Annotated in this window: 16 protein-coding genes; 11 read left to right on the top strand and 5 right to left on the bottom strand. The window is 63.3% G+C overall.

Translation table 11 applies throughout. The features are described from left to right. Positions 1-92: 92 nt before the first annotated feature. Positions 93-746 (bottom strand): TetR/AcrR family transcriptional regulator, encoded by a 654-nt coding sequence (locus BL8807_RS10185; protein WP_143148007.1) that lies wholly within the window; start codon positions 744-746, stop codon positions 93-95. A gap of 187 nt (positions 747-933) precedes the next feature. Here BL8807_RS10185 and BL8807_RS10180 point away from each other — a divergent pair, with 187 nt between their 5' ends. Next, positions 934-2034, top strand: a complete 1101-nt coding sequence (locus tag BL8807_RS10180) for a YhgE/Pip domain-containing protein (RefSeq protein WP_158217135.1) — start codon at positions 934-936, stop codon at positions 2032-2034. Between the two features lie 120 nt (positions 2035-2154). Here the strand turns inward: BL8807_RS10180 and BL8807_RS10175 are convergent, their stop codons facing one another. After that, entirely contained in the window at positions 2155-3528 is a 1374-nt protein-coding gene (locus BL8807_RS10175; protein ID WP_083570272.1) for an MFS transporter, read from the bottom strand. 549 nt (positions 3529-4077) lie between these two features. Here BL8807_RS10175 and BL8807_RS10170 point away from each other — a divergent pair. The 4 genes from BL8807_RS10170 to BL8807_RS10155 all read left to right on the top strand — a co-directional run bounded on the left by BL8807_RS10170 (position 4078) and on the right by BL8807_RS10155 (position 12629). After that, complete coding sequence (locus tag BL8807_RS10170; RefSeq protein ID WP_072726672.1) at positions 4078-6993, top strand: glycoside hydrolase family 3 protein; 2916 nt, start codon at positions 4078-4080, stop codon at positions 6991-6993. Positions 6994-7462: 469 nt separating this feature from the next. Then, positions 7463-10618 carry a glycoside hydrolase family 3 protein gene (locus tag BL8807_RS10165; RefSeq protein WP_072726671.1) on the top strand — a complete coding sequence of 1052 codons (3156 nt, stop codon included), beginning with the start codon at positions 7463-7465 and terminating at the stop codon, positions 10616-10618. Positions 10619-10774: 156 nt separating this feature from the next. Continuing rightward, complete coding sequence (locus BL8807_RS10160; RefSeq protein WP_072726782.1) at positions 10775-11689, top strand: LysR family transcriptional regulator; 915 nt, start codon at positions 10775-10777, stop codon at positions 11687-11689. 118 nt (positions 11690-11807) lie between these two features. Then, the gene (locus BL8807_RS10155) at positions 11808-12629 is read left to right on the top strand and encodes an SDR family oxidoreductase (protein ID WP_072726670.1); all 822 of its coding nucleotides are present in this window, start codon (positions 11808-11810) and stop codon (positions 12627-12629) included. A 60-nt stretch (positions 12630-12689) separates the two neighbouring features. On the opposite strand, the gene BL8807_RS10150 is transcribed toward BL8807_RS10155, so the two are convergent. Beyond that, positions 12690-14720, bottom strand: a complete 2031-nt coding sequence (locus BL8807_RS10150) for an AMP-dependent synthetase/ligase (protein ID WP_072726669.1) — start codon at positions 14718-14720, stop codon at positions 12690-12692. A 290-nt stretch (positions 14721-15010) separates the two neighbouring features. Between BL8807_RS10150 and BL8807_RS10145 the strand changes: the two genes are divergently transcribed. From BL8807_RS10145 to BL8807_RS10135, 3 genes are read left to right on the top strand one after another with little or no spacing between them, the layout of a single operon-like run. Next, a complete protein-coding gene (locus tag BL8807_RS10145) occupies positions 15011-16162 on the top strand; it encodes a Rossmann-fold NAD(P)-binding domain-containing protein (protein WP_072726668.1) in 1152 nt (383 codons plus the stop codon). Between the two features lie 3 nt (positions 16163-16165). Further along, entirely contained in the window at positions 16166-16468 is a 303-nt protein-coding gene (locus BL8807_RS10140) for an NAD(P) transhydrogenase subunit alpha part 2 (RefSeq protein ID WP_072726667.1), read from the top strand. A 3-nt stretch (positions 16469-16471) separates the two neighbouring features. Next, a complete protein-coding gene (locus tag BL8807_RS10135; RefSeq protein ID WP_072726666.1) occupies positions 16472-17896 on the top strand; it encodes an NAD(P)(+) transhydrogenase (Re/Si-specific) subunit beta in 1425 nt (474 codons plus the stop codon). A gap of 266 nt (positions 17897-18162) precedes the next feature. On the opposite strand, the gene BL8807_RS10130 is transcribed toward BL8807_RS10135, so the two are convergent. Further along, complete coding sequence (locus tag BL8807_RS10130; protein WP_072726665.1) at positions 18163-19173, bottom strand: alpha/beta hydrolase; 1011 nt, start codon at positions 19171-19173, stop codon at positions 18163-18165. 244 nt (positions 19174-19417) lie between these two features. Between BL8807_RS10130 and BL8807_RS10125 the strand changes: the two genes are divergently transcribed. From BL8807_RS10125 to BL8807_RS10115, 3 genes are all read left to right on the top strand, one after another. Further along, positions 19418-20002 carry a 50S ribosomal protein L25/general stress protein Ctc gene (locus BL8807_RS10125; RefSeq protein ID WP_072726664.1) on the top strand — a complete coding sequence of 195 codons (585 nt, stop codon included), beginning with the start codon at positions 19418-19420 and terminating at the stop codon, positions 20000-20002. A 228-nt stretch (positions 20003-20230) separates the two neighbouring features. Then, entirely contained in the window at positions 20231-21358 is a 1128-nt protein-coding gene (locus BL8807_RS10120) for a branched-chain amino acid aminotransferase (RefSeq protein ID WP_072726663.1), read from the top strand. A gap of 189 nt (positions 21359-21547) precedes the next feature. Further along, positions 21548-22213: a trimeric intracellular cation channel family protein gene (locus BL8807_RS10115; RefSeq protein WP_072726662.1), complete on the top strand. Its 666-nt coding sequence runs from the start codon at positions 21548-21550 to the stop codon at positions 22211-22213. A gap of 227 nt (positions 22214-22440) precedes the next feature. Here the strand turns inward: BL8807_RS10115 and rpsT are convergent, their stop codons facing one another. After that, positions 22441-22701, bottom strand: a complete 261-nt coding sequence (rpsT, locus tag BL8807_RS10110) for a 30S ribosomal protein S20 (protein WP_072726661.1) — start codon at positions 22699-22701, stop codon at positions 22441-22443. Positions 22702-22798 lie beyond the last annotated feature (97 nt).

Raw genomic sequence — 22798 nt, 5'->3', positions numbered from 1 at the left:
GGATCGGATCGGCTGTCGGGGCCGCGAGCCCCTCGCGATCCACTGTCCGTTGGTTCCGTGTGCGATCTGCGGGCTGTGCGCCGTCGGTCATATCATGCCTCTTCCTCGTGAGCCCTCCCCATCATAGTGGCATCCGCGCGCGATGCCGGTATCGCGCCGTCCGCCGCAAGCGCCGACATGACCCAAACGGGCAGCATGGCGCGCAATTGGCCGGCCGAATCCGTGCGCAGCAACTCCACCAACGTCATGTCGGTGGAGTGTTCGGCGCGGTAGGAGAACAGCGCCATGAACACGCCGAGCGCCGCTTCGACGGCGAGCTGCGAGTTCGGGCCCATCGCCTGCGGGTCGATGTCGAGGATGTCGAACCAAGTCTGGCGGATGGCGCCCCTCACCATCGCGCGCATGCGGGGCGAGCTGCGCTCGCTGGCCGCATGGCAGAGATGTTCCATATGGTTGCTGAGCGTCGGATCGCCGATGAGACGGGCGAGCGCCTCGTCGGAGCCGGTGAATCCGCGCAGCACCGCGGCGACGAGCTCGTGCGGGATGGAGTGTTGCATCGCGCTTTCGGCCAGCTCGTCCAATCCGCTGTAGTGGTAGTAGAAGGTGTTGTGGTTCACTTCGGCGAGACGGGTGACCTCCTTCATGGAGATCTGGGAGTACGGATGGCGTTCGAGCAGCGTCCAGAACGCCTGTTCCATGCGTTCCTGCGCCGAGGGGAGTCCGGAGTCTTTTCTTGGCCGTGGCATGCGCGCTCCTTGGATGGCGTGGGACGGTGCGAAAACTAGAGGAACCGTCTGATTGATTCCGTTTTAATTAGAATAACTCTCTAATATTATGTCCTTTTGGTTTCAGCTGAATCAAATAACGACCATACGGAAATCACAAGGAAAGCAAGGCGGTTCTATGGAACAGCGGAAGAAGCACGGTATCGGGATGGCAAAACGGTTCGCGATGCCCTTCGCGGTGGTGTTGGGCGTGATGTGCATGATGATGGTGATCTTCCACCCGATGATGCACTTGGAGATCAAGGGGCTGCCGGTCGCCATCGTCTCGTTGGACGAAGGAGTCGAGACGCCGCAGGCGAGCGTCAACGCGGGCGAAACGATGGCCGAACAGCTGACGTCGAGCAACGACGACTCCGCGACGATGGTGTGGACACGGCTGGATGACGAAGCCGAGTTGGACGAGGCCATCGAAAACAACGAATACTACGCCGCCGTGGTGATTCCCGAGGATTTCAGCGCGCAACAGATTCAGGCCCAGCTCAACCCCGACGACGAGTCCGCCACGCCGACGTTGCGCGTGATCATCGACAACGGCAAAAGCCCGGTAGCCGCGAGCCTGCTGGCCCAGGCGCTGCCCAGCGTGCTCGAACAGACGGGCGCGAACGTCGAGACCGAAACCGTGCATGAGGGCGATACCGCGTCATCCTCGTCCTCCGGACTGGCCATCGGCACCATGATGGCGCAGAACATGGCGATCGCACCGCTGTTCGTCATGAGCTTCGTCGGCGCCATGTTCGTTTCGAGGGCGATGAGAATCTCCTACGCCGACAACCGGCTCGAGCGCACCAAACGCATCGGCGCGCAGCTCGCACTCGTGGTCGTCGTCTCGCTGGCCGCGTCCTTGGCGGTGGATTGCATCTCCGCGGCCGTCTCCGGCAATTGGATGTCCTCCGCCGCGATCCCGTTCATGTGGATGGCGAGCCTGTGCGTGATGCTCGCCGCATTGGCGCTGTTCGACATCGCGACGCCTCTGGGCGCGGCATGCGGCGCTTTGACGCTCGCGCTCGGCCTGTCCTCGGGTATGTTCCCCTACGAGATGCTGCCCGAATTCTGGCAGGATTGGATCTATCCGTGGGTGCCGCAGCATTTCATCGGCGACGGCGTGCGCGACATCGTCTACAACGGCCACGGCGCATGGAATTCGGGCAGCGCCCCGCTGCTGGTGGTAGGCGCGGTCGGATTGGCGCTGCTGCTCGTGGTGGTCGCCCTGCCGTCACGCAAACCCCGCCGGTCCGTGTTCGAACGCTAGCGGCAGTCGACAGTCGGCCGTGAGGAACTCCGATTCTCGGGTTCCCTCACAGCCGATGTCCATCCGAAGCTGGAACGCGGCCGCCATGCGTGTGCATGCGCCGACCGCGTTGTGTTTGGTTCAGCGGTCGAGTCGGGTCGATGCGGCGAGCACGAGCACGAGCATCACCGCGGCGGTGAGGAAGCTGACGCGCATAGCGGCGTCGAAGGTGGGCAGCGAGGCGACGAGCGAGCCGAAGACGGCGATGCCGAGCGTGCTGCCGATCTGGCGGCTGGTGTTGAACATCGCGCCGGCGATGCCGGATTCGTGCGGTTCCACGCATCTGAGCACCAAAGCGGAGACCGGAGGCGTGACGAACGAGCAGCCGAGGCCGACGACGCCGCTGAAGACGGCGACCAGTGCGGCCCCGAGATGCGTGCCGAGCGCCGCCATCGCGGCCAATCCCAGAATCATCGCGGCGAGTCCCGCCAATACCGGAACCCTGGTGCCGAACATGTTGGCGACCCTTGGGGCGGAGAGATTGCCGATGGCGCCGCATACCGCCGAAGGCACGAAAATAAGCCCGCAGACCAGCGGAGACAACCCGTATTCGTTCTGCAGCAGGTTGGTGCACAGGAACACGGTGCCATACCAGGAGATCATGAACGCCAGTCCGATCGCCAGCGAGACGCGCATATCATACGACCTGAGCAGACGCAACGGCATCATCGGATGGGCGGCGCGCCGCTCGACGAGCAGAAACGCCGCCAGCGCGGCGAGGCCGAACACCAGCAATCCGATGACGGCCGGCGAGGTGAAACCCAGCTCGCCGCCTTCGATCAGACCGCCGACCACACCGCCCAAGGCGAGCAGCGCGAGAATCTGCCCCGGCCAGTCGAACGGCGTCTCCTTGCGTCGGGATGCGGACAGGCGGGGGAGCAGCGCCAGAATCAGCACGCATACGGGAATGTTGATGCCGAACACCAGGCTCCAGTGGATCGGGGTGAGCAGTCCGCCGAGAATCGGTCCGGTGACGCCGGCCACGGCGCCGCCCAATCCCCAATAGCCCATCGCCACGGCCTGCTCCTTGGGGTCGGGGTAGTTCTCGCGGATCACGCTCATCGATGAGGGCAGGAACATCGCGGCCCCCACGCCCATCAGGCACCGGCCGGCGATGAGCATGGGCATGGATATGGCGAAGGTGCAGATGATGGAGCTGGCCAGAAACAGCGCGCAGCCGATGCCGAACATGCGTTTGGCGCCGAACCGGTCCGCGAGGCCGCCGGCGGTGAGCAGCAGCGCGGCGAACGGCAGCGTGTAGCCGTCGACCACCCACTGTTGGGCGGAGACGCCGCCTCCCAGCTCCTGGCTGATGGTGGGCAGCGCGAGGTTGACGATCAGTACGTCGAGACCGCTTAGAAAGAACGCGGCCGACGCCACGAACACGGGGATGTGGGATGCGGAGCGCGCGGCCGATGGGGCCGCGGCGGAGGTTTCGATGATGGTGGTGGACATGGTTGCTCTCCAAATCGTGGGTTTCACCACGCATCCTAGAAAGCGGGGAAATGGAAAACCAATGCATGCGTCGTTGTCTTCTTCATGTCTTGTGAGCATGGAGAGATCCTTCGACCCCGGGCTGCGCACTCCGCTCAGCATGACGAAGATAATGGTTATTCGTCATGCTGAGCGGAGGGCGACGAGGCACAGATCTCCACATGATGATGAAGATAAGGCGCAGCGAGACGCAAGCATCACACGAAACGGAAGCGACAGGTTATGCGTCGGAATCGACAGGTTATGCGGCCGCATCATCGTCGCATTGACTCTGGGACCACAAAACATAAGACCGACAAAGCCTTGAAACGACTGGGTTTTCAGCCATGGCCAGCACAACAGTATGCATGCGAGGCATAGTGGGTGATTCCGACTGCGCATTGGTTTGCGCAGAGAGGTTTGCAGACAATGGAACCACTCGCATAACGGCGTGCACACGTTCCCCAACACAACGGCAGCGAAGCCTTGCGAGCGGTAGAGAAACAAGTAGTCCCACACAGGAGAGAAACCATGCTGGAAATCAATATGGATGACGTCATCGCGGTCATCCAATCCATCCAGACCCAGCTGATCGCGATCGCCGTGGCATTGGTGCTGGCGATCGTCGTCACCGTCGCGGTCAACAAGCGCACCGTCGAGAACACCGCCGTGCGCAAACTCACCCATTCGACCACCTGGGTCGTCGCCGCGGTCGCGGCCATCGTCTCCGTCGCCATGATGCTGATGGGCCCGCTCAACAGCATGATCACCATGGCCACCGCCACCCGATACGATCTGAGCCAGGAGAACATCGACGCGGCCAACGAGCTTGCGGTCGACATCGAACGCGAAGGCATCACGCTGCTGCAGAACAACGACGATCTGCTGCCGCTGAGCGATGCCGGCAACATCAACGTGTTCGGTTGGGCGTCCACCAATCCGATCTACGGCGGCACCGGCTCCGGCGCACTGTCCGACGCGTACGACACCGTCTCGCTGCTCGACGGCCTCAACGACGCCGGCTTCACCACCAACGACGAACTGACCGACTTCTACACCGACTACCGTTCCGAGCGCGGCTCCATCACCGTCACCTCCGCCGACTGGACGCTGCCCGAGCCGCCCGCCAGCACCTATGGCGACGATCTGCTCGCCAACGCCGAGGAGTTCTCCGACACCGCCATGATCGTCATCGGACGCGTCGGCGGCGAAGGACTCGACCTGCCGACCAACATGGGCGACATCGCCAGCGTCGCCGGCACCGTGGAGGGCGTGAACTACGACAACAATTCCGAGGACTACGCCGACTTCGAGGACGGCCAGCACTATCTTGAGCTCAGCCGCTCCGAGCGCGACATGATCGACCTGGTCACCGAGCGCTTCGAGAACGTGGTGCTCGTGTACAACGGCGCGAACGCCTTCGAAATGGACTTCCTGAACGACTATCCGCAGATCAAGTCCGTGCTGTGGGCGCCGCATCCCGGTCAGGCCGGCTTCGCCGCCCTCGGCGAGGTGCTCTCCGGCGCCGTGAATCCTTCCGGCAAGACCTCCGACACCTTCCTGACCGATCTGACCACCGCTCCGAGCTGGAACAACTTCGGCGATTTCGCCTACGACAACGTCGAGGAATTCGAGGTCGAATCCGCCCGAGGCGTGCGCTATCCGCACTTCGTGAACTACGTGGAGGGCATCTACGTGGGCTACCGCTTCTGGGAGACCGCGGACGACGAGGGATTGGTCAACTACGACGAGGCCGTGCAGTATCCGTTCGGTTACGGTCTGAGCTACACCACCTTCTCCCAGGAGATGGGTGACGTGACCTATGCGGACGGCATCGTGAGCTTCGACGTGACCGTGACCAACACGGGCGACACCGCCGGCAAGGACGTGGTCGAGGTCTACTACAACCCGCCCTACACCAACGGCGGCATCGAAAAGGCCAGCGCCAACCTCGTCGAATTCGCCAAAACCGACGAGCTCGCCCCGGGCGAATCCCAGACCATCTCGATCGAGTTCGAGGACGACGACATGGCCTCCTACGACTACGAGAACGCCGAGGCGTACGTGCTTGAGGCCGGCGACTATGTGGTGTCCATCAATTCGGACTCCCACACGGTGATCGACGAGCAGACCGTCAACGTGGCCGAGACCATCACCTACGACACCGAGGACAACACCCACAACGGCGACGAGGTCGTGGCGACCAACGTGTTCGACGACGCGAACGGCGGCCTGAACTACCTGAGCCGCGCCGACGGCTTCGCGAACTACGCCGAGGCCACCGCCGCTCCGACCGACTACAGCATGTCCGACGAGGACAAGGCCACGTTCTACAACACCGGCAACTACGATCCGACCGAATTCGACGATCCGGACGACGAGATGCCCACCATGAACGCGGACAACGGCCTGCGTCTGGCCGACCTGCGCGGCGTCGACTACGACGACGAGCAGTGGGACCTGCTGCTCGACCAGCTCGACTTCGACGAGATGGACGAGATCATCGCCAACGCCGGCTACCAGAACGCGGCCATCGACTCCATCGGCAAGATCCGTCTCTCCGACGCCGACGGCCCCGCCGCCCTGAAGGACAACTTCACCGGCGCCAGCTCCATCGGCCTGCCCTCGAACATCGTACTCGCCTGCTCCTGGAACAGGGATCTGGCCCGCCAGTTCGGCGAGGTCATCGGCGACATGGCCCATGACCTGCAGATCTCCGGCTGGTACGCCCCGTCCGTGAACCTGCACCGCTCCGCCTTCGGCGGCCGCAACTTCGAATACTTCTCCGAAGATCCGGTGTTGACCGGCGATCTGGCGGCCGAACAGATGCTGGGCGCGGCCGACCGCGGCGTCTACTCGTTCACCAAGCATTTCGCTCTGAACGAGCAGGAGACGCAGCGCAACGGCCAGCTGTGCACCTGGGCCAACGAGCAGTCGATCCGCGAACTGTATCTGAAGCCCTTCGAGACGATCGTCAAGGCCGACGGCGACGCGCAGGCCATGATGGGCTCGTTCAACTACATCGGCAACACCTACTCCAGCGCCCACACCGGCCTGAACAACACCGTGCTGCGCGGCGAGTGGGGCTTCCGCGGCTTCGTGGAGACCGACTACTTCTCCGGCACCAACTACGCCTACCAGACCGGCGACCAGGCCATCCGCGGCGGCACCGACGCGATGCTGGCGACCACCGAGACCACGAACCACATCACCGACGAAAGCGCCACCTCCGTGATCGCGATGCGCCAGGCCACCAAGAACATCCTGTACACGGCGGTCAACAGCTACCGGTACGAGAACGGCGAGCCCGAATCCTCCACCCCGATGTGGCAGATCGCGACCTACACGACCATCGCCGTGCTCGGCGTGTTGTTCGTGGGGCTTGAGGCGCTGGCCGTCAAGCGTTATCTCACCCGCACGAAGGAGGCCAAAACCGACATCAAGTAACCCCTGATCTTCTCACCCATTGCATTGCGAGCGCCGCCGTGGACTTCCCGCGGCGGCGCTTTTCCATATCGCGGACGGAACACTGTTATGGAGCCAAGGTCTGTTGCGCGGGCTCCACCTATCCACATTTCGAACGCCCGCGGCATTGAGGATTCGATGCGTTTGCCTCCGCGTCCAGCCGAAACCGGATGCAAGACGATTCGTAAAGGTCGGAACCGACGACAGATTGTGCGTCGAAAACGACAGGTTATCCAAGAGTCATGGGCGCCGCGATCTTTCGGAAGGCGGTCCGCGGGCAACGGGTTCCCTTGTGCGACAACGGCTCACGGAATATCCATATGCAATACATGCGATTTGTGAATGCAATGCATGTATGAAAAACGAATTGGTTTAAACACCGATATTTCGCGACCATAAGCATGAACGCCGACGACGAAGCGACGTATCACAACACACAAGGAGAACAAAGATGAGTTCGAAGCCGAAGCTCCGCATGAGCACACGCCGATTCAACACCATATGGAGCGCCGTTGTGGCGGTCATCGTGGTGATAGCGCTCGCCGCCACCATCGCGATGAATTTCTTCTCACTATCCATGGAGATCTTCCTCGGACGTGGCGCCCAAGTGGTCAGCGCCGATCCGGAGATGTCCGACGTGGACGCCGCATACTACGAGGACCCTGTCGAGAACCTTGACGAGCACACCGACCAGACGGCGCTGGCCATCGCCGAAGAGGGCATCGTGCTGATGAAGAACAATGACGACACCCTGCCGCTGGCGAAGGACTCCGCGGTCACGCCGTTCGGATACCGCTACATCAGCCCGATCTATGGCGGAACCGGTTCCGGCAGCGTGAACACCTCATCCTCGCGCATCTACACGGCGCAAAGCGCGCTCAACGAGTATTTCTCCGTGAACGAGCAGGTCGAGGACGCCATGGAATCGGCCACCGCCCGCGGATTGGACGCCGAAGGATACCAGAATCCCGACGAGCAGAGCGGCTTCGAAGGGGCGACCGAGAAGATCATCGAATACGATCCCACCATCTACACCGGCCTCGAGGACTCCGCCTCCGGCACCACCGGCATCGTGTTCATCGGCCGTTCCGGCGGCGAGGGACGCGACGTGAACGCCGACGTGCCGGGCAGCCAGGTCGAAGGCACCGGATACGCGGACGGCACTCCGCACCAGCTGGCGCTCAGCGAGGATGAGAAGACCACGCTGCGCTTCGCCAAAGCGAACTGCGACAGGGTCGTCGTGGTGCTCGACACCTCCAACGTCATGGAGATCGCCGACCTCATGGAGGACGGCGGCGATCTGTCCGCCGACGCGATCGTATGGATCGGCGGACCCGGCGGACAGGGATTCAAGGCGTTGGCCGAGATCCTGTGCGGCGACGTGAACCCATCCGGCAAGACGGTCGATACGTGGATGACCGACATCATGGCCGATCCGAGCATGTCGAACTTCGGCAATGCCGAGTACACCGACCTCTACCTGCTGCAGGGCGGCTACCCGAATCCCGTCGGAGACCCCACCGAGATGAATTTCATCGAATATGAGGAGAACATCTACGTCGGATACCGCTACTACGAGACCGTGGACGACACCGGCGGCGCTTTCACCGTCAACGGCGAAAGCGGCCGCACCTACGACGAGGCCGTGCAGATGCCCTTCGGATACGGTCTGAGCTACGGCACCGACTTCGACCAGGAGATCGTCTCCAGTGAGGAGAACGACGAAAGCGTAAGCCTCACCGTGCGTGTGACCAACAACGGCACCCGCGCCGGCAAGGATGTGGTGCAGGCCTACTACAATCCGCCGTACACCGAATTCGACGCCGAGAACGGCATCGAGAAGTCCACGGTCAACCTCATCGCCTTCGAGAAGACCGGCGACATCGCGCCGGGCGAATCCGAAACCGTCACCATCGACATCGACAAGGAGGATCTCGCCTCCTACAGCTACACCCATGAGAACTCGGACGGCACCGTGGGCGCCTATCTGCTCGAGGCCGGCGACTACGCGCTGAGCATCAACGAGACCGCGCACGATGAGTACGATTCCGTGACCATGAACGTGCCGGAGACCATCTGGTACGACAACGACAACCCCCGCCAGTCCGACATCGACGCACAGTCGGCTCTCGACGAAGACGGCAATCCGACCGGAGAACCCGCCAACGGCGAGGAGTTCGTCGCCGCGACCAACCTGTTCCAGGAGCTCTCCGACCATATGGAAGGAACCGACCAGCTCACCCGCGCCAACGGCGCCCTGAGCAATACCGCCACCTTCCCGACCGAAGAGGAGATGGCCGAGATTCCCACGGGCTTCCATTACAGCACCGCCGACGACGGCACGATGACGTTGGAACAGATGGATCTCGACACCGACACCACACTTGGCAACACCGAGGAAAGCAAGGTCTACACCGAAGACATGCCCGTCACCAACGCCGACAACGATCTGACCCTGTCCGATCTGCGCGGTGTGGACTACAACGATCCGCTGTGGGACGAACTGCTCGACCAGCTTGACCTGAACGAGTCCAGTTTGTATGTGGCCCTGGCCGCTTCCTACGACCAGACCGCCCAGATCGGTTCGATCAGCAAACCCGCGACGGTGGACTTCGACGGCCCGCAGGGCATCGTCGGATCCATCACCGACGCCACCGAATACACCGCGTATCCGACCGAGCCGATCATCGCCGCCACGTTCAACCGCGACCTCGCCTACGAGATGGGCGACAGCGTCGGCCAGGAGGCGGCCTCCGCGGGAGTCAACTCGTGGTACGCGCCTGCGGCGAACATCCACCGCTCGCCCTTCTCCGGACGCAACTTCGAATACTTCTCGGAGGATCCGGTCCTCTCCGGCGCCATGCTCACCAGCGAGGTGTCCGGCGCCGCCGCCCAAGGCCTGATCACCACGATCAAGCACTTCGCGCTCAACGACCAGGAGATGTACGACAACGACCGCAGCCGCGTGGCCACATGGGCCAACGAACAGGCCATGCGCGAGATCTACCTCAAGCCGTTCGAGATGGCGATCAAGGACGTGACGATGACCGTGGACTACGTCAACGACGATAAGCAGACCGTGTCCAAGACGATGCGCGGCGCCACCTCCGTGATGGGTTGCATGAACTACATCGGCACCACCTGGGGCGGTTCGAGCTACGCGCTCAATACCGAGCTGCTGCGCGACGAGTGGGGCTTCAACGGATTCCTCATCTCCGACATGGTGATGAACGCCGGCTCCAACAGCGTCGATCAGGCGCTGCGCTCCGGCACCGACAGCTGGATGGCATGGGGCACCGCGTTCACCTCGCTGATCGAGGACACGTCCTCGGCCACGGGCGTGAGCACCATCCGCCGCGCGGTCAAGAATATGAGCTATGCCATTGTCAACAGCCGCACCATGAACGGCATCGCCCCCGGAACGGTCATCACCTACAAGACCTCACCGTGGAAGATCTGGCTGGGTGTCGGCGACGCGGCGGCCGCCATCCTCGCGGTCGGACTGGTCGTGATGATGGTCCGTCGCACCAAGCACGCCAAGGCGCACCCCGAACTGTACAAGTCCGGAGGCAAGCGTGTGGTCAATGCCGACGGCGGCGACGAGTAACATACCCACCCATCCCATTGCATTGCGGGCGGCGTTCGATGCTTTCGGACGCCGCCTTTCATATGGCCAGACAGGGACGTGCGACGGGCGCGCATCGGCGTTCGCATATACAATCTGGACATAGCGGCATCTGCGGAGAATGGAGTGGAGGACGACGTGGAGATTCGGGCATTGCGGTATTTCGTGACGATCGTGCAGGAGGAGGGCATCACCGCCGCAGCCGACATGCTGCGCGTCAGCCAACCCACTCTGTCACGCAGAATCGGCGACCTCGAGGATGAGCTGGGCGCGAAACTCTTCACCCGCGGCAACCGCGGCCACACTCTGGAGCTCACCCGCGAGGGGCGCATGCTCTACCGGCGCGCGTGCGAGATCATCGCGCTCGCGGACAAGGCCGAGGCGGAGATCGCGACCAGCGAGACTGTCGAGGGGGACCTGCACATCAGCGCGGCCCAGACCTGCTCGATGCGGATCGTGGCCAAGGCGCTCGCCGCGTTGTGCGAACGGCACCCCGGCGTCGTGGTGCATCTGCAGGACGCCTACAGCGACGACATCATCGACCGGCTCAACAATGGGCTCACCGACTTCGGTCTGCTGGTGCAGCCGGTGGATATGAGCGGTTTCGATTATCTCGACATTCCCGGACTCGACCCTTTGGGCGTCGTGGTGCGCGAGGACCATCCGTTGGCGGGACGCGCGAGCGTCGATGTGGGCGAGCTCAAAGACATACGCGCCATCGTGCCCAAAGGCTCCATCAGCCGCAATGACGCTCTGATTCAATCGCGTCGTCTGACCGATGGACTGCGGATGATCGGTACGATGAATCTCGCCCATAACGCGGGTTATCTGGTGCGGGAGGGATTCGGCGCGATGGTCTGCCCGGAGAGCGTGGCCGAGACGGGCGAGGGGAGCGGTCTGGCGTTCGTGCCGGTGTCGCCGGAGCATGTCGTGCGCGTGAGCCTGGCATGGAAGAAGAACCAGCCGTTATCGCGGCAGGCCGAGGTCTTTCTCTCGTTGCTGCGTGACGTCATCGACGGCGAGTCTTCCGGTGATGCGGACGATACGGTGTGAGTATCGAAATATATTCAGATAACAGATGTGTTTGGTACAAGTTTCTGTATTTGCATTCTTTTTTGACGCGGCCTAGCGTGAAGGATATCAGCGATTCCCCACACGTAAGGAGCACACCATGGGCAAGACATGGATGATCACCGGCGTATCCAGCGGATTCGGCCGCGAAATGGCCGAACAGCTGCTTGAGCGCGGCGACGTCGTCATCGGCACCGTGCGCGACGAAGGCAAGGTCGGGGACCTGATCGAGCGCTATCCAGACACCTTCGACTGCCGTCTGCTGGATGTGACCGACGTGCCCGCGCTCCAGCGCACGGTCAGGGACGCCTTCGAGCGGCACGGGCGCATCGATGTGGTGGTCAGCAACGCCGGATATGGTCTGTTCGGCTGCGCGGAGGAGCTTTCCGACGCCGAAATCGACCATATCGTCGCCACGAACCTGGTCGGTTCGATCCAGTTCATCAAAACCTCGCTGCCGTATCTGCGCGCCCAGGGCGGCGGCCGCATCATCCAGATGTCCTCCTACGGCGCGCAGGTGGCGTATCCCGCCAACTCCATGTACCACGCCACCAAATTCGGCATCGAGGGATTCTGCGAGGCGGTGGCGCAGGAGGTCGCGCAGTTCAATATCGGCGTGACCATGGTCGAACCGGGCGGCGCCCGCACCGAATTCCGCTACGGCAGCGCCAAAGTGGCCGACCTGATGCCGGAATACGAGAGCTGCCATGGATTCCTCACCATGCTCGACGCCTCCAAGGGCCTGGCGCCAGGAGACCCCAAGCGCATGGCGGAACGCATCATCGCCAGCGCGGACCAGGAACCCGCTCCGCTGCGCATGGTGCTGGGCAGCCAGGCGTTGGCGGCGACCATCGAACGGCTGGAAACACGCCTGGCGGACTTCAAAACCCAGACGGAGCTCGCCGCATCCACCGATTTCTAAGCTTCTGCCATATGACGAAAAAGGATGGGCCGCTCAACTCAAGCGGCCCATCCTTTTTCGTCACTTCTTTTTGGTGGTGTACATCTGCGTGTTGAGCAGCGTGGCGTAATGCTTGATCACCTTCGGACGGATCACCTTCATGGAGGCGGTCATCAAACCGTTCTCCTGGGTGAACTCCTCGGGCAGGATGATGAACTTGCGTACGGATTCGGCACGGGAGACGCCGTCGTTGGCCTGGTCGACGAACTTCTGCACCTCGGCGCGCACGGCGGCGTTGTTCGCCGCGGCCTGCATCGACATGTTCCGGTCCAGGCCTTTGGATTCCAGCCAGGGGCGCAGCGATTCCTCATCCAGCGTCACCAGCGCGGAGATGAACGGACGCTTGTCGCCGAGCACCAGCGCCTGCGAGACGAACTGGCAGCGCTGGATGATCTCCTCGATCGGACCGGGGGCGACGTTCTTGCCGCCGGCGGTGATGATGAGGTCCTTCTTGCGTCCGGTGATGTAGAGGAACCCGTCGTTGTCGAGACGGCCCAGATCGCCGGTGGCGTACCAACCGTCCTCGGTGAACGATCCCTCGGTCGCATCCTCGTTCTTATGGTAGCGGGGGAACACGGCCGTGCCCTTGACCTGGATCTCGTCGTCCTCGGCGATGCGCAGGCTGAAGCCGGGGAAGGGGATGCCGACGGAGCCGGGATGATACGACGCGCCCAGAGGGGTGAACGCGCAGGGGGCCGTCGTCTCGGTCAGGCCGTAACCCTCGTAGACGGGGACGTTCGCGCCGCGGAAGAAGGCGAGAAGCTCCGGATCAAGCGGGGCGCCGCCGGCCACGATCCACTTGGCCCGACCGCCGAGCACATCGCGCAACGCCTTGTAGACCAGCGGGTCGAAGGCCGCGCGGCGCGTGCGGGTGAGCGCGCGCACCTTGCCCTCGCCAAGTTCGGCCATGTAGTTCTGCGCGGCGACCACGGCCGCGGCGAACGCCACGCCCTTGGCGCCATGACCGGCCTTCTGCGAGGCCGCGTTGTAGACCTTCTCCAGCACGCGCGGCACCACGATCATCACGGTGGGCTTGGCCACCTGCAGATCGGAGATCAGCGTCTTGATGCCCTGCGCGATATAGATGTGCAGCTCGGAGGCCACCACGATGTAGTTGATCGCGCGGGCGAAGGAATGCGCCTGGGGGAGGAACAGCAGCACGGAATGGTTTTTGTCGTGCAGCAGTTCCGGCATGTAGCTCGGCAGGTTGAGCGCCGTGGTGCAGTAGTGCTCATGGGTCATCTCCACACCCTTCGGCGCCGCGGTGGAGCCGGAGGTGTAGACGATCGAGCAGAGGTCGGTTTTCTTGACCGAGTCGATGCGCTCGTCGAGGTCCTCGTCGCTCACGGACGCGCCATAGGCCTTGATCTCGTCGAGTCCGCCGGTTTCGATGGTCGCGACATGCTCCAGCGAGGGGCATTCCTCCACCGCGCCCTCGGCCTTGTCGCGCATCTCGGTGCTTTCGACGATGAGCAGACGCGCGTCGGAATTGTTCACGATATTGCGGATCTGCTCGGCCGAATCGGTGTCGTAGATGGTGGCGAGCACGCCGCCGCAGGCCATGACGGCGGCGTCGGTCAGATCCCACTCGTAGGAGGTGCGGCACATGAACGCCACGGCGTCGCCCTTCCTCAGGCCGTAGTGCATCAGGCCCTTGGCCACGGCGCGCACCTCGGCGAGGAATTCGTTGGCGGTTTTGGTGGTCCACTGGTCGCCGACCTTATAGGTGTACAGCGGCTCGTCGCCCATGCGGGCGGCGCGGTCGGCGTAGATGTCGTAGATCGACATGCCCTCGTCCAGCGGCGGATTGCCCTCGGTGCGCGAGGTCAGCAGCTTGGAGATCGCGTCGATGTCGGTGACGGTGGGGAATCCCGGCCCCCATTCGTCGGTGTGGGGCAGGTCGACCTGGCTGGAGGAGGCGTATTCGCCGCCGGCGTAATCGGGCTGCCCCGCCGAATCATCACTGACCGGATGCACGAAATCAGCGCCCAGACGCAGCGCCTTGCGCGTCATATTCGCAGTCTGCTGCTTCAATGAGGAAATAACGGACACGTGATGCTCCTTGACAAGTCTTCTTCTTATATGACCTAAGCGGTTCTCAAAATGGCCAGTTTAGCCGGCAAAACGCGACACGTCACCTTACGCTACCGTAGGCGGAGGGCTCGGATGGGCGGACCGCGCGCGAACGGAACGAACATGGGATGCCCATTTGGCGGGATTCGCGGCCGCAAGCTCTGTGGTCTGGGTTACACTGTTCCGCTGTACACCAAGACCTGTTATGACAAGGTTTCGCATGCGTTACGACGTGTTATGACAAGGTTTCGTAAGAAGAAAGGGCTCTCATGGCTGAAACCCAGAAAGCCACGGTGACTTTCGGCGTCCTGAACGAGACGTCGGATATCGAGTCGCGCGTCGCGTTGACGCCCGACATCGTCACCCGGCTGGGCAAGAGCGGCGTCTCCTGCCTGATTGAAAGCGGCGCGGGTGCCGCCGCACAGTACACGGACGAGGATTACGCGAACGCGGGCGCGAAGGTCGCCTCCCGCGACGAGGTGATCGCCGGCGCCGACGCGCTCGGCTTCGTCGACCGTCCGTCCGCCGAGACGCTGGCCAAGGTCAAGGCCGGCACGTGGATCATCGGCATGCTCGGCTCGTTCACCGACGCCGATTATGTCGCCTCGCTCGAGAACGCCGGTTTGGTCGGCGTCGCCATCGAGAAGCTGCCGCGTCAGCTTTCCTCCGCGCAGTCGATGGACGAGATGACCTCGCAGAACTCCGTTATGGGCTACAAGGCCGCCATCGCCGCCGCCGACGCCTACGGCTCCTTCCTGCCGATGATGACCACCGCCGCCGGCACGATCCGTCCGGCCAAGGCGCTGGTGCTCGGCGCCGGCATCGCCGGTCTGCAGGCCATCGGCACGCTCAAGCGTCTCGGCGCGGTCGTCACCGCCTACGACGTGCGTCCCGCCTCCAAGGGCGAGGTCGAGTCGCTGGGCGCGAAGTTCCTTGATCTGGGACTCGACTTCTCCGCGGGACAGGGCGAGGGCGGATACGCCCGCGCGCTCACCGCCGAGGAGCAGGCCGCGCAGCAGGCCGCGGTCGATGAGAAGGCCGCCGGCTTCGACATCGTCATCACCACCGCCAAGGTGCCGGGCCGCAAGCCCCCGGTGCTGCTCACCAAGGCCGGCGTCGACGGACTGCACCGCGGTGCCGTGATCGTCGACTGCGCCGCCTCCGACCTCGGCGGCAACGTCGAGGGTTCCGTGATCGGCGAGCAGGTCACCGACGGCGGCGTCAAGATCATCGGCGCTCCGTATCTGGCCTCCGGCGTCGCCACCACGGCCTCCAACCTGCTCAGCCGCAACGTGGCCGACGTGCTCGCCCACTTCGTGCGCGACGGCAAGCTGGCTCAGGACCTGTCCGAAGAGCTCGACGACGCGCTGGTCGTGGCCGGCCGCGCCGAAGCTCCGGCCGCCAAGAAGGAAGAGGAGTAAACCATGCCCACTCTTGTCGTTTCCATCACCCTGTTCGTCCTCGCCCTGCTCATCGGCATCGAGGTGATCGGCAAGGTGCCCGCCACCCTGCACACCCCGCTGATGTCCGGCGCGAACTCGATCCACGGCATCGTCATCGTCGGCGTCGTCATCGTCGCGGCCGAGGCCAATTCGCCGCTCGCGTACGTGTTCATCTTCCTGGCCGCCGTGCTGGGCACGATGAACGTGGTAGGCGGCTACGTGGTCACCGACCGCATGCTCGAGATGTTCAAGTCCAATAAGAACGAGAAGAAGGGGGAGAAGTAAGCCATGGCAACTGAAACCATCGGAGCCATCGACATCGTCGCCTGGTTCGTCTATCTGTTCTCCGCCGTCATGTTCGTGGTCGGCCTGCACTATATGAACTCGCCGAAGACCGCGCGCAAGGGCAATATGATCTCCGCCTTCGGCATGGTCGTGGCCGTGCTCATGGCATTCATCGTGCTGTTCGCCAAGGGATTCGTCTCCACCGTGGCCGTGGTGATCCTCGTCGTGGGCATCGCCATCGGCGCGATTGCCGGCGTCGTCTCCGCCAAGAAGGTGAAGATGACCGACATGCCGCAGCTCGTCTCCGTGTTCAACACGGTGGGCGGCGGCGCGGCGGCCCTCGTCGCGCTCAACGACATCCTCACCAAGGCCGAGACGCCCGACATCGTCGTGCTCATCACCGCCGGACTCGGCGTGGTGATCGGTTCCGTCACCTTCACCGGCTCGCTGGTCGCCGCCGGCAAGCTGCAGGGCCTCAAGTTCATGCGCAAGCTCACGCTGCCCGCCAAGGGCGTGTGGAACGTGGTCTTCATCGCGCTCACGCTGATCGCCTTCGTGATGCTGTGCGTGCAGCCCGAGCAGCGACTGCTGTGGAGCGTGCTGGCCACCGTGTTCGCCCTGTGCTACGGCCTGGTGTTCGTCATCCCGATCGGCGGTGCCGACATGCCCGTCGTGATCTCCGTGCTCAACGCCTGCACCGGCACCGCCGTGGCCATGTCCGGCCTCGCCATCGACAATGTGGCGCTGATCGTGGCCGGCGCGCTCGTCGGCTCCGCCGGCGTGACCCTGTCCATCCTGATGGCCCAGGCCATGAACCGTCCGCTGCTGTCCGTCCTCGCCGGCGGCTTCGGCGGCGGCTCCTCGGCCGCCGGTGACGCCGAAGGCCCTGAAGGCACCATGAAGGAGACCACCGCCGACGACGTGGCCGTCCAGCTCGTCTACGCGGAGAAGGTCATCTTCGTGCCCGGCTTCGGCCTGGCCCAGGCTCAGGCCCAGCGCGAGCTCGCCGACCTCGGCGAACTGCTCAAGGGCCACGGCGTCGAAGTCTCCTACGCCATCCACCCGGTCGCCGGACGTATGCCCGGACATATGAACGTGCTGCTCGCCGAAGCCAACGTGCCCTACGAGGAGCTCGTCGACCTCGACGACATCAACCCGCAGTTCTCCAGCGCCAATGTGGCGCTGGTCGTCGGCGCGAACGACGTGACCAACCCGGCCGCCCGCCGTCCCGGCACCCCGGTCTCCGGCATGCCGATCCTCGACGTCGACATGGCGCAGAACGTCGTCGTCATGAAGCGCGGCCGCGGCAAGGGCTACGCGGGCATCGAAAACGAGCTGTACTTCAAGGACAACTCGCAGATGCTGTTCGGCGACGCGAAGGCCGGACTGCAGACCGTCATCGCCGCCGTCAAGGAATTGATCGCATAACGGAGCGTCATCCGCGTTGTGGAGGGCTCGACGTACCGTGTGTACGCCTTCGCCCTCCACGCCTTGATGCCGCACACGTTATGCGACCAATTCGAATTGACCGCGTTGTGGTGTGACATCCGCATTATGGAAAGGACCCGGCGCACCATGTGTACGCCTTCGCCCTCCACGCCTTGATGCCGCACACGTTATGCGACCAATTCGAATTGACCGCACCGCAAAGAGACTCCCCGAGGGGAGCCTCTTTTGATATTGGCGAAGGAGCGTCAGTCGCCGAACGCGCGGCGCACGAACGCGCCGACCCTGCGCCAATAGCGTTCCGGATCGGTGCTGGCGCTCATCCCATGGGCCGCTCCCGGGACCAGCAGTTTCTCACGGTCGAGGCTGGCGCAGGCCTCGTAATTGCGCTCCAGAAACGATGAGGGCACGAAGGTGTCCTCGCCGCCGTGGATGAACATCATCGGAATCGTCGCATGTCTCAACGACACGACGCAGGACGCTTCACGGAACCCGTATCCCGCGCGGCGTTTGGAGATCAGTCCCGCCGCGTCCACGACCAAGGCCGCCATCCATCGAGGCATATGGTACATGTTCCCGGCCTGCGCCATGAACTCATCGCGCACGCAGGTGTATCCGCAATCCTCGATCGCCGCCACCACATTGCGAGGCAGGGCGCGTTCACCGACCGTCATCATCACGGTCGAGGCCCCCATGGACAGTCCATACAGCAAAATCCGCGCCTGCGGATCGCTTTCGACGATGAGGTCGATCCACCGCATCAGATCGCGCCTCTCCAACCATCCCATGCCGATATAGCGGCCTTCGCTCGGCTCGTGGCCCCGCGAAGCCGGCGCGAGCACCGTGAATCCCATCCGTGCGAAACGCCGCGCGTACTTCGCCACATGGTCGGGACTGCCGCTGTACCCATGGCAGCAGACCGCATAACGATGCGGGGCGGGGGAGGCGCAGTCCGGATCCAAAAGCCAACCGCGCAGAGCAAAGCCATCCTGGCTGCGGATGGCGACCGGCTGCCGGGACTCGACGAACCAGTCGGCGGCCTGCGCCTCCTCCTGCGCGTCATAGTGCACGCCTTCGAGATTCGCGCCTTCGACCTTTCCGGTACGGAGCCGGGCGATCATCGATCTGGGGGACTGCGTGTCCACGGCGAAATCGAACAGATACCGCGACACGGCGAACACCGCTCCGGTCGCGGCCAATGCGGACAGACCCGCGCCCAGTGCGACCTTGCCTGCGACGCCCATGGATGGCTGCTTCATAAGAACCTCGGTTCGTTGAGGGATGCTGCTCTCATATTAGCCGTCGGAATCGGGGAAATCCGGAAAAACGCGCGCCGATCGCCTTGTCCGCGCCCGGACTATACTTGTGACCCGTTGCTTTGGCGAGGGAAGCCGCAAGGCGGACTTCCGTTATCGACTCGGCGTTCGATTCACTCCTTGAGTGTGTTCCTTCGGCGCGTCGACGCGTCCGAAGCGAAACGTACAAACGATTCAAGGAGTCATCATGGCCGTTACCATCACCCTCGAAGGCGCCAAGCGCACCGAGTTCGGCAAGGGCGTCGCCCGCCGTATGCGCGTCGCCAAGCTCATCCCCGCCACCGTCTACGCCGGCGGCGCCGATCCCGAGTTCATCCAGCTCCCGATGAAGGAGACCACTCTGGCGCTGCGTCACAACAACGCCCTGTTCACCCTGAACTTCGACGGCGAGACCAAGATGGCCGTCGTCAAGGACGTGCAGCGCAACCCCGTCAAGCGCATCGTCGAGCATGTCGACTTCTACGAGGTCAAGGCCGGCGACAAGATCGACGTCGAGGTGCCGGTGTTCGCCGAAGGCGAGCCGAAGGGTGCCGCCGTCGCGTTCGTCGACATGCAGGAGCTCAAGGTGCGCGCCGACGTGGCCAACCTGCCCGAGAAGATCGTCGTGAACGTCGACGGCCTGACCGACGGCTCCAAGGTCCTGCTCAAGGACGTCGTCCTGCCCGAGGGCGTCGAGCTCGACATGGACGATCTCGAGGAGCCCGTCGTCTCCGTCACCGTGCCGGAAGACGCCTCCGCCGAAGCCGCGGCCGAGGCCCCGGCCGCCGAGTGATGATGGCGGGACCCGATCCCGCGACCATCGTCTGACAGCATTCGGACCCATGACGGCGAGTCATGGGTCCTTTGCGTTCGGCGACGTGGCTTTCACCATGTGAACCCCGTGTCGCATGGACGACACCGGTGTGGAAAAGTAAAGTGCAGGCCCCATGCCACAAGCATCACGGGCGCACCCTAAGAGAATACGCCGCTCCGCGGCCGTACATTCCAAGAAGAAGTGATTATGACTGAAAACACGCATCATGATCCGGCGGCTCTTGACAAGCTCGCCGAAGCGTTCACCGTCCTGCCCAACGACAACCCCGCCTCCGATGCCAAGCGCGCCGAACTCATCGACAAGCCCGCCTTCGGACAGCTGTTCTCCGACAGCATGGCCCACATGAGCTGGACCAAGGGCGAAGGCTGGTCCGACCGCCGCATCGAACCGTACGCGCCGCTGAAGATGGATCCGGGCGCGTCCGTGCTCCACTATGCGCAGGAATGCTTCGAAGGGCTCAAGGCCTATCGTCACGCGGACGGCTCCACCTGGCTGTTCCGTCCGGACGCGAACGCCGAACGCTTCCAGAACTCCGCCAAGCGCATGTACCTGCCCGAACTGCCGATCGACGACTTCCTCGGATCCTGCGCCGCGCTCGTCAAGCAGGATGTGAACTGGGTGCCGTCCCGCCGCGAGTACACGCTGTATTTGCGTCCGTTCATGTTCGCCTCCGAACCCTTCCTCGGCGTGCGCGCCCCGCATGAGGTGGACTACTGCGTGATCGCCAGCCCCTCCGGCCCGTACTTCCCGGGCGGCGTCAAGCCCGTGAGCATCTGGGTGGAGGACAAGTGGTTCCGCACCGGCCCCGGCGGCACCGGCTTCGCCAAGTGCGGCGGCAACTACGCCGCCTCCCTGCTCGGCGAATACAAGGGCATCGAGAACGGCTGCGAGCAGGTGTGCTTCGTGGACGCCGCCACCAAGACCTATCTTGAGGAGCTGGGTGGCATGAACATGATGATCGTCCACAAGGACGGCCATGTGGAGACCCCGTCGCTGACCGGCAACATCCTTCCCGGCGTGACCCGCCGCTCCCTGATCCAGCTCATGCAGGACCATGGCCGCGATGTGGTCGAGACGATGATTCCGCTGGAGCAGCTGCTCGAGGACATCAAGTCCGGCGAGGTGACCGAGGTGTTCGCCTGCGGCACCGCCGCCATCATCACCCCGATCGGCCGCTTCAAGTCCGACAAGTTCGATGTGACCGTGGGAGGCGGCGAATCCGGCGAGCTGACCGTGGATCTGCGCAACGAACTGCTCGGCATCCAGCTCGGCGAGATCGACGATCCGCATAACTGGATGTGGAAGGTCTGCTGACCCGTCCGAGTCCGATTCGCATATCGAGGGCTTCCGTTCCGGACGGAAGCCCTCTTTCTTTGGGTTCCCACGCTCCGGTCGCGTTATGGGCAGGAGTGCGCCGTATGAGGGTTGGGCGCTCGCGGCGCGTCCGGGAGCGGGGAGCGTCGGTGTTTGTTATATTGAGGGGCGGCGAAAAGGAGATCTGCGATGGAAGTGGCGCTGGAGAGCAATGCGTTTATTTTGGGCATCGAGTATATGGCCATCTTCTGTTGCGGCATGGTCGGGGGATTGTCGGCCGTACGCAAGGACTACGATCTTTTCGCCATCGTCATCACCGCGTGGCTGACCGCGCTCGGAGGCGGCATCATCCGTGATGTGATGCTCGACGTTCCGCCCGTAGGCATCACCGACAAAGGCTTCGTGCTCACCGCGTTGGCGTCCGGCATCGCGGTGGCGGTGATCCACCCGGAGGTCGACAAGCTCAAATGGCCGATGCTGACCATCGACGCGTTGGCCGTCGCGCTGTTCGCCGTGAACGGCACGGCCAAGGCCATGGGATTGGGGTCGTCCGGCATGACCGCCGCGTTCATGGGCATGTTCACCGCGTTGGGCGGCGGGCTGGTGCGCGACATGCTGATCAACGAGGTTCCGATGGTGATCCGTGACAAGCACTGGTACGCGGTGCCGTCGGCGGTGGGCTGCCTGCTCACCGTTTTCGTATGCAAAGCCCTGAACGCGGGTTGGATCAACCTCGAATGGGAGATGGCTCTGGAACTGGTGATCGTCGCGGTGGTGGTCGTCATGCGGCTGCTGTCGGTCAAGTTCAATCTCACGGTGCCGGGCGCGGTCGAACGTCGGCATGTGTATCTGTAGACGACCGTCGCACGGATTCGCTCCTCGATCTCATCCGTGAGACCCTTTTTGCGGCCCAAACGCACATGATATTCGAGACTTCGTTGGAATTCCGCCAAAATCACGATGTGCGACCATGTGCGCATTCGTAAGAAAAAGTCGCACGGAGCGGCGCGACGACCTGCTCTGTGCGACCCCGGAATATGAAAAACCCCGCATCCCGTTCGGGATGCGGGGTTTTTCATATATCACAGCGCGTTGATGGCGACGGCGAGACCGGACTTGCGGTTGGCGGCCTGGTTCTTGTGAATCACGCCGGCGCCGGCGGCCTTGTCGAGCTTCTGAGCGGCGACCTTGTAGGCGGCCTCGGCGGCGGCCTTATCGCCGGCGGCGATGGCCTCGCGGGTGGCGCGGATGGCGGTCTTGAGACCGGACTTCACGGCCACATTGCGCTTGTGCGCCTTCTCGTTGGTCAGTACGCGCTTCTTCTGCGACTTGATGTTTGCCAATGTAACTCCAAACGACGTTTGCTATAAGGACATACAAAGAGACAATATAACACACACCCCTGACCCTGCGCACGCATGAATCGCAGAGCGCCATCGT

This window comes from Bifidobacterium lemurum (assembly GCF_014898175.1).
Classification (GTDB): Bacteria; Actinomycetota; Actinomycetes; order Actinomycetales; family Bifidobacteriaceae; genus Bifidobacterium; species Bifidobacterium lemurum.
This window is presented reverse-complemented; position numbering and strand designations above follow the sequence as displayed.

Bases quoted from the DNA above. Each gene is read 5' to 3' on its own strand.
- BL8807_RS10120 (WP_072726663.1), top strand. From the start codon at position 20,231: ATGACTGAAAACACGCATCATGATCCGGCGGCTCTTGACAAGCTCGCC.
- BL8807_RS10165 (WP_072726671.1), top strand. From the start codon at position 7,463: ATGAGTTCGAAGCCGAAGCTCCGCATGAGCACACGCCGATTCAACACC.
- BL8807_RS10170 (WP_072726672.1), top strand. From the start codon at position 4,078: ATGCTGGAAATCAATATGGATGACGTCATCGCGGTCATCCAATCCATC.
- BL8807_RS10180 (WP_158217135.1), top strand. From the start codon at position 934: ATGGCAAAACGGTTCGCGATGCCCTTCGCGGTGGTGTTGGGCGTGATG.
- BL8807_RS10115 (WP_072726662.1), top strand. From the start codon at position 21,548: ATGGAAGTGGCGCTGGAGAGCAATGCGTTTATTTTGGGCATCGAGTAT.
- BL8807_RS10185 (WP_143148007.1), bottom strand. From the start codon at position 746: ATGCCACGGCCAAGAAAAGACTCCGGACTCCCCTCGGCGCAGGAACGC.
- BL8807_RS10155 (WP_072726670.1), top strand. From the start codon at position 11,808: ATGGGCAAGACATGGATGATCACCGGCGTATCCAGCGGATTCGGCCGC.
- BL8807_RS10140 (WP_072726667.1), top strand. From the start codon at position 16,166: ATGCCCACTCTTGTCGTTTCCATCACCCTGTTCGTCCTCGCCCTGCTC.
- BL8807_RS10145 (WP_072726668.1), top strand. From the start codon at position 15,011: ATGGCTGAAACCCAGAAAGCCACGGTGACTTTCGGCGTCCTGAACGAG.
- BL8807_RS10135 (WP_072726666.1), top strand. From the start codon at position 16,472: ATGGCAACTGAAACCATCGGAGCCATCGACATCGTCGCCTGGTTCGTC.
- BL8807_RS10175 (WP_083570272.1), bottom strand. From the start codon at position 3,528: ATGTCCACCACCATCATCGAAACCTCCGCCGCGGCCCCATCGGCCGCG.
- BL8807_RS10130 (WP_072726665.1), bottom strand. From the start codon at position 19,173: ATGAAGCAGCCATCCATGGGCGTCGCAGGCAAGGTCGCACTGGGCGCG.
- BL8807_RS10125 (WP_072726664.1), top strand. From the start codon at position 19,418: ATGGCCGTTACCATCACCCTCGAAGGCGCCAAGCGCACCGAGTTCGGC.